Consider the following 13,006-nt stretch of genomic DNA (forward strand, 5'->3'; position numbering starts at 1 on the left):
GGCGTCGTTGTAGCTGGACCAGTTCGTCGTGCGGTAGCGGGCGGGAGAAGGCTTGCTCATGCCCCCAGCCTAACCGACTGGATTCCCGCCGTGAATCCTCCGCGGGCGGACTTCTGCAACAACGCCGGCCGACATGATGCCCGAAGACAAGCTAACCGCGATCCGTGAAATGGGCGGGCAAGGCGGCGTGATGATGATCGGAGACGGCATCAACGACGCTCCGGCCCTGAAGCAGGCCAGCATCGGTGTCGCGATGGGATCGGGCACCGATGTGGCACTGGAGACGGCCGATGCCGCGATCCTGCGCGACCGGGTGACCGACATCCCCGCACTGATCCGCCTTGCCCACACGGCCATGGGAAATATCCGCCAGAACATCACCATCGCGCTTGGGCTGAAGGCGGTGTTTCTTGTGACCTCGGTTCTGGGGATTACCGGTCTGTGGATCGCCATCATGGCCGATACCGGGGCGACAGTTCTGGTCACGCTGAACGCTTTGCGCCTGTTGCGCTTCGATCCCGAGCGCGAGGCGTGACGCCGTGATTTCCGCTTTCGGTTGGGCGGCGCTGACCCTGCTTTCCGCCTATCTCATGCTTTTTTTTCCGGCAATGCCATGGCGGCGCAAGCGGCCGGTCGGCCGGTCTGGCTGTTCTCGTGGGCGAAACGGCGCGACTGTTATGCCGCGCTCGGCTTTCGGGCTGGTTGGCGCTGTTCGACGCCTCAGAGTGCGGGCAGAGACTCGGCTGGCTCAAGACCCCGGCTCGACTGTTGCAGGCCGCCGCCCCGCTGATCTTCGGGACGGCGCTTTCGGTCTGGGGGCTCGGGGCGCTATATGTGACCGCCGGGATCGGCGCGCTGGCCACGCGCGCGCTCCAAGCAATCAAACGAGCCTGAGGCGACGCGCGGCAAGCCAACTGGCAAGCGCCATTACCCCGGCGGTCGCAAGGCAGAGCGGCAGCCCACCAAGCTGAAAACTGACGCCCGAGAGTAAAGTCCCGATCAAGCGGCCCGCAGCGTTGGCCATATAATAGAACCCCACGTCGCGTGTGATCCGCTCGGCCGATCCGAAGGCGAGGATCAGGTAGGAATGTACGGAGGAATTCACCGCGAAGATAAAGCCGAAGACCAGAAGCCCCACGACCAGAAGAATTGTAAGCCAAGGGGCGGGTCCTCCCGCGACCAACGCGGCAAGGGCCAGCACGAACGGCACCGGCACGAGGAGACCGGACCAGAAGACCGCCTTGTTGACCGTCTCAGCCTCGGGTTGTCCTTTGCCCCCCAACAGGCGCGGTGCGAAACCCTGCACAACGCCATAGGCGATGATCCAGAGCGCCATGAAGCCGCCGACAAGGAAAAAGGCCTCGCGCCGTCCCTCGGCGGTCCCGTCCGACAGCACCGCCTGGAAATAGACCGGGATGCCCACGACGAACCACACATCGCGCGCCCCGAACAGGAACATGCGCGCCAGCGACAGGCGGTTCACGCGGATGTCCTTCGACCGCCAGCCGGACCAGCTTTCGTCGGATTTCATCCGCCCGGGCAGACCCGCAGGCAGAAACAGCACGACCGCGAGCAAGATCACCGCCAGTACCGCCGCCATGCCCCAGACGGCGGCGTCGAACCCTGCAAGGCCAAGCAGCGCCGCACCCAGGAAGAAGCCGAAACCCTTGACGGCATTCTTCGATCCGGTCAGAGCCGCGACCCAGCGGAACAGCCCCCCGTCCTCGGTCGGGGCCAGCAGTTTCACCGCAGATTTCGACGACATCTTGGCCAGATCCTTGGCCACGCCCGAGACGCCCTGCACCGCCATGACGAAGGCGACCGAGGCCGCAACCGACCAGGCCGGGTCAAGCTGCGCCAGGGCGACCAGCGCCCCGATCTGCAGCGACAGCCCGCCGTAAAGCGTCGCCGCCAAGCCGAACCGCGCCGCCAGCCAGCCTGCGGCAAGGTTGGTCACGATGCCCGCGACCTCATAAAGTAGGAAAAGCCAGGCCAGTTGCACGGGCGAAAAGCCAAGCGCGTTGAAATGCAACAGGACCAGCATCCGCAGCGCGCCATCCGACAGCATGAAGGCCCAATAGGCCGCCGTCACCGCCGCATAGGCGCGCAAGGGGTTCGCAGAGGCAGTCACGTCGCTCACATCGCTCCCGCAACCATGCGGGCGATATCGGCCAGTCGGCAGGAATAGCCCCATTCGTTGTCATACCAGGCGTAGATTTTCACCTGCGTGTCATTGATCACCATGGTCGACGGCCCGTCGATGATTGACGAGCGAGGATCATTGGTGAAATCGCAGGACACCAGCGGCCGCGTCTCGAACCCCAGAATGCCCTTCAGCGGCCCTTCGGCGGCGGTTTTGAACAGGGCGTTGACCTCTTCGGCGGTTGTTTCGCGCTCAACCTCGAACACGCAGTCGGTCAGTGACGCGTTCAGCAGCGGCACGCGCACGGCATGGCCGTTCAGGCGGCCTTTCAGTTCGGGATAGATCAGCGTGATCGCGGTGGCCGAACCTGTGGTTGTCGGGATCAGGTTCATCAGGGCGGACCGCGCGCGGCGCATGTCCTTGGCAGGGCGGTCGACGATGGTCTGGGTGTTGGTCACGTCGTGGATCGTGGTGATCGAGCCATGCCTGATCCCAAGGTTCTCGTGGATCACCTTGACTACCGGCGCGAGGCAGTTCGTCGTGCAGGAGGCCGCCGTCACAAGGTTCTGCGATCCGTTGTAAAGATCATGGTTGACACCGTAGACAAGGTTCAGCGCCCCGCCGTCCTTGACCGGGGCAGAGACGACGACCTTCTTCACCCCGGCGGCATAATAAGGCGCGACCTTGGCCGCTGTCTTGAAGACGCCTGTGCAATCGATCACCAGATCGACACCAAGCTCTGCCAGCAGCAAAGCCTCGATGGTCTTCTCATGGGTCAGCCTGATGCGTTTTCCGTTCAACTCCAGCGCACCCTCGGCGGCGGCAACCGGCGTGCGCCAGCGACCATGGACCGAGTCGAACTCCATCAGCAACGCGTGCTGTTCGGCGTCGCCGACAGGATCGTTCAGCAGGACGATGTCGCCACCTGCGCCTGTATCGATAAGGTCGCGCAAGACAAGTTTGCCGATCCGGCCAAGGCCGTTGAGGGCGATACGGGGCATGATCTCAGTCTTCCTTGAGGGCTTCGGTGTCTATGTCGTCGACGCGGTTTTGCAGCGATAGCCGGTTAAGGGTTGCGAAGGGCAAGGAAATGAACGTTTCGATCCTGCGACGCAGCGCACCATAGGTCTGGGCGAATACCAGTGCCTTTTCGGCGTCGGTACCCATGGCTTTTACCGGGTCCGGCAGGCCCCAATGGCCGGTAATCGGCTGGCCGGGCCATGGCGGGCATTCCTCGGCGGCGGATGTGTCGCAAACTGTAAATACGAAATCCATGACGATGGAGTCAGGCTGCTGGAACTCGGACACATGCTTGGATCGCAAGCTTGAGGTGTCATGGCCATTTCGCTCAAGCACCTCCAGCGCGAAGGGATTCAGCGCAGTATTGGGGCGGGTGCCGGCCGAAAAGGCCTGAAACTTCCCTTTGCCAAGATCGCGCAACAGGGCCTCGGCAAAGATCGAGCGGGCGGAATTTCCTGAACAGATGAAGAGCACGTCGAAGTCGGTATCGTCCATGGCGGGATCCTTCTGAGCCGACAGGGAGGGAGAAATGAGGTCAGGTCGGGCGCGGCCTACGTCTAGCGCGAGATAGTCGATCAGCGCCTCGGTGAGTTGGCGGTTCGCGGAGTAGAAGAGTGACCGCCCTCGCCGTTCGACACTCGCGAGCCCTGCCGACGCAAGGTCCGAGAGATGGTGCGACAGCGTATTGGCCTTCAGACCTAGCGCCTCGGCAATCTCGGTCGGGCGCACGCCACGCGGGGCAAAGCGCATCAGCAGCCTGAAGACGGCGAGGCGGTCAGGGTGACCGAGGGTGGCGAATGCATGGGCGGCGCTGTTTTTTTCCATAATTCCGGAATACAGGAATTAACAATGCTGTCCAGTGAAGTTTTTATGACGCAGCCTGATCGGGCCACTCCATCCATTCGCGCAGGCTCACCCCTGCGGACTTCTGCGTCCACCGGTCGCAGTGTGCACTAGGTCGAGGCCGAGAGATTGACCCGCCGCGTCAGGGCCTCCGCGCTTTCCTTGCGCTCGGAGAAGCGATCAACAGGATAGTCAGCCCGGTCGCGGGTCAGCAGGGTGAACTTCATCAACTCCTCCAGCCACAGCGGCAGGCGAACGGGATGGCGGCCAGTACCGGGATCAAGTCCCCTCAAGTGAGGCGGGAACGGCTTCAATGCAATCGGCGCCGCCCAAATCGAGCGCGACACATGAACTCAACGGGGAGGGGGAAACCTTGGTCAAAGGCCAAGTATTGCAACTATGTCGAGCATAGGCGCCACTGATGGTGGGAGTTTCAGATCTTCGCAATGCTGTCTTTGCAATGTTACATGGCCTGCTGTGTCACAGATCGACCCGTTTCAGCCGTAGCGCGTTGGCGATGACGGACACCGAGGACAGCGACATGGCCGCCGCCGCGATCATCGGCGACAGAAGAAGGCCAAAGATCGGATAGAGCAGCCCCGCCGCCACCGGGATGCCGGCGGCGTTGTAGATGAAGGCGAAGAACAGGTTCTGGCGGATATTGCGCATGGTGGCCACGGCAAGCTTGCGGGCGCGGACGATGCCGGTCAGATCGCCGCCCAGCAGGGTCAGCCCGGCGCTTTCGACCGCCACATCGGCGCCGGTGCCCATTGCGATGCCCACATCCGCCGCCGCAAGGGCTGGCGCATCATTCACCCCGTCGCCCGCCATGGCGACCTTGTCCCCCTTGCCGCGCAGCCCGTCGATCAGGTCCTTCTTACCCTCGGGCAGCATCCCGGCGCGGACCTCGTCGATGCCCAACCGGCTGGCCACGGCCAGCGCCGTGCGTTCATTGTCGCCGGTTGCCATGATCACCTTGATTCCCAGATCATGCAGGTCACGTATCGCCGCCTCGGCCGTTGGCTTGATCGGGTCGGCAACGGCGACAAGCCCCGCCAGCCTGCCATCCAGCGCCACGAACATCGCCGTCTTGCCCTCGCCGCGCAGGCGGTCGGCGGTCTCCTCGCCCGTGTCGCAGTCGATGCCACGCGACGTCATCAGCGCGTTATTGCCAAGCGCCACATCGCGTCCATCGACCTTGCCAATCACCCCCTTGCCGGTTACGGCCTCGAACTCCTCGCCATTGCCAAGGCTCAGCCCACGCGCCTTGGCACCCTCGACGATTGCCTCGGCCAGCGGGTGTTCGGAGGCGCGTTCCAGCGCGGCGGCGGCGGCCAGCAACTCATCCTCGGGCACATCGCCGAAGCTGGTCACATCGGTCAGTGCAGGCTTGCCTTCGGTCAGCGTGCCGGTCTTGTCGACGATCAGCGTATCGACATCGGCCATCAGTTCCAGCGCCTCGGCATTCTTGACCAGCACGCCGGCCTGCGCGCCGCGTCCCGCTGCCGTGGTGATGGAAATCGGCGTCGCCAGCCCAAGCGCACAGGGACAGGCAATGATCAGCACCGAGACCGCAGATGCGACGGCAAAGACATAGGACGGGCTGGGACCGAAGATCAGCCAGACGACAAAGGCCGCGATGGCGATCACCACCACCGCCGGCACGAAGATTGCCGAGACCCGATCAGCCAGCCCCTGAATCGGCGCCTTGGACCGCCGCGCCCCGGCCACCATCTGGACGATCTGCGACAGAACCGTATCGGCGCCGACATCTGTGGCGCGGATCGCCAGCGTCCCGTTCTTGTTGATCGTGCCGCCGGTCACGCGATCGCCCTGCACCTTCTCGACCGGCACCGGCTCGCCCGTGATCATGCTTTCGTCTAAGGACGACCGCCCCTCGACCACCTCGCCATCCACCGGCACGCTGTCTCCGGGACGCACGCGCAAGAGATCCCCGGCCACGATGTTTTCCAGCGGCGCGTCATATTCGCTGCCATCGGGCAGGATGCGCCGCGCCGTCTTGGGTGCCAGATCCATCAGCGCCCGGATCGCATCGCCGGTGCGTTCCCGCGCCCTGAGTTCCAGAACCTGTCCGACAAAGACCAGGGCAACGATGACCACGGCAGCCTCGTAATAGGTGCCGACCATGCCGCCCATCCGGTATTCTTCGGGAAAGATGCCCGGCAGGAAGGTCGCAAACAGCGAATAGAGATAGGCCGCGCCGACCCCCAGCGAGATCAGCGTCCACATGTTCGGCGAGCGGTTTATGAAGGAATCCAGCCCGCGCTGAAAGAAGGGCCGCGCCGCCCACAGCACGATGGGCGTAGCCAGCAGGAATTCCAGCCAAGCGGCGGTGCGGTGCCCGATCCAGTCGCGGACCGGAATGCCCACCATCTCGCCCATGGTCAGGATCAACAGCGGCACGGCGGCGGCCACGCTGACCCAGAGCCGCCGGGTAAAATCGGTCAGTTCATGGCTGGGCTCGTCCGAGGGAATCATCGGCTCCAAGGCCATGCCGCAGATCGGGCAGGCGCCAGGTTCGTCGCGGACGATCTCGGGATGCATCGGGCAGGTCCACTGCGTGCCTGCCGGGGCGGATTTTTCGACCTTGACCGCCGCGCCCGAGGCGTAGAACCACGGATCGCCGTCGAACTTCGACTGGCAACCGTCCGAGCAGAAATAGAAGGTCTGTCCCTCATAGTCGCGCTGGCGTGCCTCGGGCTTGATCGTCACCTGCATGCCGCAAACCGGGTCGATGGCCTTACCGGGATCAGCCTGTGCCGGTGCGCCACCGTGTGTCCCGTGATCGTGCTGCCTATGCGAATGATCGTGCTTGTGGTCCATGAATCTCTCCCGGCAGATACCTATAGGGGGTATATCAGACTTGCTCTATACCCCTTGAGGGTATAGCACAAGCTGCAGATGTTGAAGTTCGGAGCCCTCCTTGGCGCATGACAAGCAGAACCGAGACGCGATCCTGAAGCGGCTTTCCCGCCTGAACGGTCAGGTGCAGGGCGTGTCGCGCATGGTCGAGGACGGGCGCTATTGCGTCGATATCCTGAACCAGACCGCCGCCATCCGCTCGGCCCTGCGCGGGGTCGAGCGCCTGTTGATCGAGGATCATGCGCGAAGCTGCATGGAAGACGCGATCCAATCTGGCGATCAGGACCGGCAGAGGGTGATGTTCCGTGAGGTGGTTGAATTGATGGACAAGGTGCGCGGCTGATGCGGTTCCTGCTGTCGGCCCTGCTTGCTGTCATGCTGGCGGTGACGATGCCGCTGGCCCTGACCGGCGCCGCAACGGCGGAAGCGTCGCAGACGGCCTCGATAGCCGAAACATCCGTGCCGCCGGCCGCGCATGAATGCTGTACCCCACAGCCGGACTCTCAGCATGGCGACTGCACAGCCTGTGCCGCCATCGGCCATGCCGAAGTCACGCCGAACGCGGCCCGTTTGCCACGCCGCATCCGGCACATTCCCGCGTTGCAGGATATGAAATCCGCCAGGCCGCGTTTGCCGCTGCCCCCTCCGCGACCCGTTGCTCTCTGACGCCGCCTGGCCCGATGGGCCTGCAAGCTGATCAATTGCGCCACGAGAGGGGCGAATGCCCCTACGGCGCGCAATATCCTGAAGGACATCAGATATGAGCAATCCCAATTTCTCGCGTCGCGGGGCGATCCTGGCGGTCGCGGCGATGCTGTCGACAACCTCTACCCTTGCCTTTGCCGCCACCGGCTCGGACGAAAAGCCGAACCTGCTGAGCATCACCAAGGACCCCGGCTGCGGCTGCTGCGGCGCCTGGGCCGATCTGGCCATCGAGGCGGGGTTCGAGGTGGAGATCACTGAGGCCAGCGACTATGTCGGCATGAAGCGCGACGCCGCTGTGCCCGAAAACCTGTGGTCCTGCCACACGACCCGGATCAGCGGCTATATCATCGAGGGCCATGTGCCCTTCGCGGCCATAAGGCAGCTTCTGGAACAGCGCCCCGACATTAACGGGATCGCCGTGCCGGGGATGCCCGCCGGCTCGCCGGGCATGGGCGGCGGGGTCGAGGCCACCGCCGAGGTCATCGCCTGGGGTGGCATTGCCGGCGACGGACGCGCCTTCCCGCTGGACGGGTAACAGATGACGCGCAACGCACTCATCCTCATCGCGGCGGTCGGTCTGGCCGCTGCGATCCTGATCCTCTGGCGCGGCAGCGCGGCGACGGAGGCAGCCGTGCAGGATCAGGCCGTGATCGCGCTTGGCCAGCGGCTCTACGCTGAAAACTGCGCCACATGCCACGGCGCCGATCTGGAGGGCCAGCCGGACTGGCAGACCCCGCTCGCAAATGGCCGCTATCCGGCGCCACCGCATGACGAGACCGGCCACACATGGCATCATGCCGACGCGCTTCTGGAACGCATCATCCGCGACGGCACCGCCGCCGTGGTCGGCGATGGCTATGAAAGCGACATGCCCGGCTTTACTGATGTCATGAGCGATGCCGAGATTACCGCCGTTCTGGCCTATATCAAATCCACCTGGCCGGAACGCGAGCGCGCGATCCAGAGCCGCATCACCAAGGACAGCGCGCCATGACCTCCCGGCGCGTCACCACCATAGCCTAGGAGTTTCCCAATGCAGATAAGAACCGCCGCAATCGCCCTGACGCTGCTTGTCCTTGCCGGATGCGCGGCCCAGAGGCCCGATATCGCCGCCGAGGAAGCCTCGCCCTATCCGATCCCGAACGAGGTCGTCGCCATTGCCGGCCCTAACCAGGACCTGACCACGGCGCGCCTCGACCCGGCGGATGACTGCTATTGGTACTACCACGCAGGTCCGGTCGAAACGACGCTGGTGCCGCTGCGGGCCGCGAATGGCAACCAAATCTGCAACGCAAAACCGGTCTGACCCATCAGGATCGCCGGAGGGCAGCAGACTAGCTTATCGCCGTCACGCTGCCTTCCGGTGAATAGAGATAGGCGGTCGAACCGATCTGGACCCGCGGGTAGAGCCCGTTGATATGGGCCATGACCATGCGGACGCAGCCGGAACTGGCGCGGCTGCCGATCGAGGTCGGAAACGGCGTACCGTGAATGCGCAGATAGGTATCGCGGTCGCCGAGGTAGAGGTAAAGCGCGCGCGAACCCAGCGCGTTCTGGGGGCCGGGCTCGACGCCACCCTCAAATTGCGCATAGATCTCGGGCTCGCGCTTGATCATGTTCCGTGTCGGGGTCCAGTGCGGCCATTCGACCTTGCGCTTGATCGTATAGGTGCCCGGCTCATACAGATCGCCCCGGCCGATAGCGACGCCGTAGCGCATCGCCGTGCCACCCTCTTCGATGTGGTAAAGGTATCTTGCCACGGCATCGACATGAATATCGCCCGGCACCAGACCATCATTCGCGACGATCCGCTGCGGCAGGAAGCGCGGATGCAGACCCCAGGGATTGGGGCCACCGGCTTCCACCTCGGCATCCCAGGCGGCCTTCTGCGTCGCGTCGGGCCAGGTCGATGCCATTAACGGATTGGCAGCGGCAGCCGAGAACAGGGCGGTTGTCGTCCGAATGAAATGTCTGCGTGTCAGCATGTGATTGCTCCTCATTTATTTCTAACTTGAGAGAATGTGGTAAATGCAGCGAGTTCAGCGCCCATCGACCTCTGGCGTCGCCGCAGGTCCGCCTTCCAGATCGGCGATCAGCGCCTTCATCTCGGCGATTTCCAGCGTCTGGGCCTCGATGATGCTGTCCGCCAGCGCCCGCACACGAGGATCCGAGATATCGGCACGGGTGGATGTCAGGATCGCAATCGAGTGATGCGGAATCATCGCCTTCATCCAGGCGGTGTCGTCGACCGTTGCCTGACTGCGAACCAGAAACAGGCCGAGGGCAAATGCCAGAATTGAAAGGCCCGCGACGATCAAATTGGCACGCGGATTGCGGTACATCCCCAGCATGAAGGCCAACATGATCAGAGCCATGGCGCCGCCCATATACAGCGCCATCCACATCCGGGTCTGGCTGAAAAAGACATGATCCATCGCCCAGGTGTTCAGATACATCAGCCCGAACATGATCATCGTCGAGGTAGCGATCATCGCCGCGAAACGGCCATAGCTTCCGCCGCTCATGCTTCCGTGGCTCTTGTGTCGATCAGAATGATCCATAGCATTGTCCTTTCTTGAAATTTGTCAGTTCCGGCGCGAGGCCGCGACCAGTTCGGCCAATTCGGATGAAGAAATGGCGCCAAAGCGTGAATCCGATCCGGCGATGAAGGTGGGCGTGCCGACAAGCCCCATCGCCTCGGCCAGCGTATTGGACTGCTGGATATGCTGAGCAATCTCCGGGCCGTTCATATCGCGCTGCAATTGCTGCGTGTCTAAACCCATGGATCGCGCAACACGCAGGACGCTGGCCCTTTCGGCCCGGGGTTTCTGACTCATCAGGGCGCGATGAAAGTCGGCGTAGCGGTCCTGCTTGCGCGACGCCAGCGCCGCGCGGGCCGCGAAAACCGAACCCTCGCCGAAGACCGGCCATTCCCGCATCACCATCCGCAAGCCGGAATCGGCTCCTAACACGGCATCCACCACCGGCATCATCGCTCGGCAGAATTGGCAGTTATAGTCGAAGAACTCGATCAGAGATGCGTCGCCGTCTGGATTACCGAAGATCGGTGCATTCGCGTCGTGCTCAAGCTGCCTGCGGAATTCGGGTGGAAGCGAATGACCAGCCCAAGATAGGCGCGGTGCGATGGCCATCGCCGGTGCGGTAAGGGCCAGGGTCAGGATCATGCGTCGCTGAAACATCATGTCACTCCCTTCACGCCGAGACCGCGAACGTCGTCATCATGCCGCTGGCAAGATGCGGCATATGGTGACAATGCAGCATCCATTCCGCCGCCTCGCCCGCATCCAGCGCCACCGTGACCATTGACATGGGCGGCACATAGACCGTGTCACGCAAAGCGCCGACGAACCGCTTGCCATTGATCGCGACGACCTGGAAATGATGGCCGTGCAGATGCATGGGATGGCCCATCATCGACATGTTGTGAAACATGATCTCGACCCGCTGGCCTGTTTTCGCCGTAACCGGAATCCGATCCTCGAACACGCGGTCGTTGATGGTCCAGCGATAGGGCTGCATCTGCCCGCCCAACATCACCATGGGTGAGGCATCGGCAGCTCGTTCCGTCAGCGGAGCAACGGCCCGCAAGGCGGCTTCCTGCGCAAGGTCGATATCGAATGCAGGTGCCGCATCGTCCGCCATTCCGAGAATGACCGGCACGTTGGCGCCGGAAGTGGCAAGGATAAGGCCGGTGCGCTCATGCGCGCCTTCGCGCAGAGCAAGGATCGGCCATGCGCCGCCTCCGGCGGGCAGGTCAAGTTCGATATCCAGGCGCTGACCCATGGCCAGACCGAAGCGCGTTCCCGACAAGGGCTGCACCGGCTGGCCATCCACAGCGACAAGCCGACCCGAAACCTCGCCGCTATCGAGCCAGAACACCGTGGCAGCAGCCCCGTTGATGACCCGCAGCAGGACCCGGCCACCCTTTTCTACCCGCACAACTTCCGGGTCGCCCAAGGTGCGGTCATTCACCAGATAGGCATCGAAATCGAAGTCGTTCAGGTCCATCTGCATCCCGGCCATACCGGGCATGGACATGCCGCTCATTTCCGACATCCCGTTCATGGCCATACCGCCACCCATGTCATGGCCCGCATGGGGATCGGCTGGTTGCGACATATCGGCTTCGGCGGCCTCGTCATGCCCCTTTCCCGAGCGGATTTCGTCCAGCACCTCTTCCGGCGGGCGGAAGGAAAAGTCGTGAAGGAACATGGTGACCTCTTGCCGATCAGCTCGCAGATCCTCGGGGCGGCGGACGATCAGGGGTGCGGCCAGCAACTGCATCTCCTGGATGGGCACATGGCTGTGCATCCAGTGCGTGCCTGCTGCGGCCTCAAAATCATAGGCACGCGTCTCTCCTTGCTGCAGCAGCGGCAGCGGCATGTCGGGAACACCGTCCTGCGCGTTCGGCGGGATCTGTCCATGCCAATGAATGATCGTCGGCTCGGTCAGATCATTGGTCAGGTCCAGCAGGAAACGCTGGCCCGGATCCAGCGTCAGCCCAGGGGTTCCGTTGCCGTTGATCAGGCCAAAAACAGTCGCGGCGCGGCCATTGATGTCAAGCGTGCGCGTCGTTGCCTGCAATGCCAGCGCGGCTGGCTGCGCAAAGCCCGCGCGAGGGATGACAAAAGCTGCGGCCATGGCAGCGGATGCGGTCAGAAAGCCGCGGCGATTCAGTGTGCAAGTCATATGAATAATCCATCAGACCCCGTAGGGCGAACCATGTTCGGCACCTTAAAAGGTGCGGCAAGCAAGTGTTCAGATGGATTTCGGAGGGCGGTATCCGGGGCTGACCAGACGGCCCTCACGTGTCACTGCTATAGAGTGCCATTTCAGCGAATGCTCGGTCTCAACAGGCGCAAGTTGTGCGGCAGCAAGCCAGGGCGTAGGTGTGCCGACACATACAATCGCACAGGCATCGGTCATATCGTGCCGAGAAGGCTCTCCCGAATAACCGTGCTCATGCCCGGCTGTGTCGCCGGGATGGCTGATCGAAGCGACAACGTGATCGGTCGGCAGTCCGGCTGGGCCAGCACTTTTCCCATGCTGCGTCGCGCCCGCCAACACGAGCAGGACAACAAGCAGAGAACATATCGCGCGGCACATCATATGGTTGAGTTGGAACCTATGAAACTAGCTTGACAATAAGCAGGACAGGCTCTCGTTGCAATTCACGGAGCAATCAACAGAGGGTGTAGGTTTTTCCCTTCTGAGCCATTGACCGGCACGCCTCCCCCTAGGTTCCGCCACCTTCCGCCTCCCTGCGGCGTTGTTGCAGAAGTCCGCCCGCGGAGGATTCACGGCGGGAATCCAGTCGGTTAGGCTGGGGGCATGAGCAAGCCTTCTCCCGCCCGCTACCGCACGACGAACTGGTCCAGCTACAACGACGCC

The 13,006-nt window shown here is 63.1% G+C and carries 13 protein-coding genes and 2 pseudogenes; 6 read left to right on the forward strand and 9 right to left on the reverse strand.

What is annotated here, in order from left to right; genetic code table 11:
* Positions 1 to 127 precede the first annotated feature (127 nt).
* Positions 128 to 535, forward strand: a pseudogene (locus IC63_RS14695) (HAD-IC family P-type ATPase); the annotation flags it as partial.
* A 345-nt stretch (positions 536 to 880) separates the two neighbouring features.
* On the opposite strand, the gene arsJ reads toward IC63_RS14695, so the two are convergent.
* The 5 genes and pseudogenes from arsJ to IC63_RS14720 all read right to left on the reverse strand — a co-directional run bounded on the left by arsJ (position 881) and on the right by IC63_RS14720 (position 6,850).
* On the reverse strand, positions 881 to 2,140 hold the full coding sequence (gene arsJ / locus IC63_RS14705) for an organoarsenical effux MFS transporter ArsJ (RefSeq protein ID WP_036708203.1): 1,260 nt from the start codon (positions 2,138 to 2,140) through the stop codon (positions 881 to 883).
* Positions 2,137 to 3,144: an ArsJ-associated glyceraldehyde-3-phosphate dehydrogenase gene (locus IC63_RS14710; RefSeq protein ID WP_036721728.1), complete on the reverse strand. Its 1,008-nt coding sequence runs from the start codon at positions 3,142 to 3,144 to the stop codon at positions 2,137 to 2,139. Before IC63_RS14710 ends, arsJ begins: the two co-directional genes overlap by 4 nt.
* Before the next feature lie 4 nt (positions 3,145 to 3,148).
* Positions 3,149 to 3,988 carry a metalloregulator ArsR/SmtB family transcription factor gene (locus tag IC63_RS14715; protein ID WP_036702652.1) on the reverse strand — a complete coding sequence of 280 codons (840 nt, stop codon included), beginning with the start codon at positions 3,986 to 3,988 and terminating at the stop codon, positions 3,149 to 3,151.
* A gap of 128 nt (positions 3,989 to 4,116) precedes the next feature.
* Positions 4,117 to 4,245, reverse strand: a pseudogene (locus IC63_RS17720) (arsenical resistance protein ArsH); the annotation flags it as partial.
* 241 nt (positions 4,246 to 4,486) lie between these two features.
* Positions 4,487 to 6,850 (reverse strand): heavy metal translocating P-type ATPase, encoded by a 2,364-nt coding sequence (locus tag IC63_RS14720; protein ID WP_036721729.1) that lies wholly within the window; start codon positions 6,848 to 6,850, stop codon positions 4,487 to 4,489.
* Positions 6,851 to 6,950: 100 nt separating this feature from the next.
* On the opposite strand from IC63_RS14720, the gene IC63_RS14725 reads away from it, so the two are divergent.
* From IC63_RS14725 to IC63_RS14740, 5 genes are all read left to right on the forward strand, one after another.
* On the forward strand, positions 6,951 to 7,232 hold the full coding sequence (locus IC63_RS14725) for a metal-sensitive transcriptional regulator (RefSeq protein WP_036721731.1): 282 nt from the start codon (positions 6,951 to 6,953) through the stop codon (positions 7,230 to 7,232).
* The gene (locus tag IC63_RS18275; protein WP_136650133.1) at positions 7,232 to 7,555 is read left to right on the forward strand and encodes a hypothetical protein; all 324 of its coding nucleotides are present in this window, start codon (positions 7,232 to 7,234) and stop codon (positions 7,553 to 7,555) included. Before IC63_RS14725 ends, IC63_RS18275 begins: the two co-directional genes overlap by 1 nt.
* Before the next feature lie 94 nt (positions 7,556 to 7,649).
* The gene (locus IC63_RS14730) at positions 7,650 to 8,129 is read left to right on the forward strand and encodes a DUF411 domain-containing protein (protein ID WP_036702647.1); all 480 of its coding nucleotides are present in this window, start codon (positions 7,650 to 7,652) and stop codon (positions 8,127 to 8,129) included.
* A gap of 3 nt (positions 8,130 to 8,132) precedes the next feature.
* Positions 8,133 to 8,588 carry a c-type cytochrome gene (locus tag IC63_RS14735; RefSeq protein WP_036721733.1) on the forward strand — a complete coding sequence of 152 codons (456 nt, stop codon included), beginning with the start codon at positions 8,133 to 8,135 and terminating at the stop codon, positions 8,586 to 8,588.
* A gap of 39 nt (positions 8,589 to 8,627) precedes the next feature.
* Positions 8,628 to 8,900: a hypothetical protein gene (locus tag IC63_RS14740; protein WP_036721734.1), complete on the forward strand. Its 273-nt coding sequence runs from the start codon at positions 8,628 to 8,630 to the stop codon at positions 8,898 to 8,900.
* A 28-nt stretch (positions 8,901 to 8,928) separates the two neighbouring features.
* Here IC63_RS14740 and IC63_RS14745 read toward each other — a convergent pair whose 3' ends face one another.
* From IC63_RS14745 to IC63_RS14760, 4 genes are read right to left on the reverse strand one after another with little or no spacing between them, the layout of a single operon-like run.
* Positions 8,929 to 9,579, reverse strand: coding sequence for a L,D-transpeptidase (locus tag IC63_RS14745; RefSeq protein ID WP_036702644.1), 651 nt, complete (start codon positions 9,577 to 9,579; stop codon positions 8,929 to 8,931).
* Between the two features lie 54 nt (positions 9,580 to 9,633).
* On the reverse strand, positions 9,634 to 10,155 hold the full coding sequence (locus tag IC63_RS14750; protein ID WP_231555322.1) for a DUF305 domain-containing protein: 522 nt from the start codon (positions 10,153 to 10,155) through the stop codon (positions 9,634 to 9,636).
* A gap of 24 nt (positions 10,156 to 10,179) precedes the next feature.
* The gene (locus IC63_RS14755) at positions 10,180 to 10,797 is read right to left on the reverse strand and encodes a DsbA family protein (protein ID WP_231565662.1); all 618 of its coding nucleotides are present in this window, start codon (positions 10,795 to 10,797) and stop codon (positions 10,180 to 10,182) included.
* A gap of 10 nt (positions 10,798 to 10,807) precedes the next feature.
* Positions 10,808 to 12,304 carry a multicopper oxidase family protein gene (locus tag IC63_RS14760; protein ID WP_036702641.1) on the reverse strand — a complete coding sequence of 499 codons (1,497 nt, stop codon included), beginning with the start codon at positions 12,302 to 12,304 and terminating at the stop codon, positions 10,808 to 10,810.
* Between the last annotated feature and the right edge of the window lie 702 nt (positions 12,305 to 13,006).

It is taken from the genome of Paracoccus sphaerophysae (assembly GCF_000763805.1).
GTDB classification, from domain to species: domain Bacteria; phylum Pseudomonadota; class Alphaproteobacteria; order Rhodobacterales; family Rhodobacteraceae; genus Paracoccus; species Paracoccus sphaerophysae.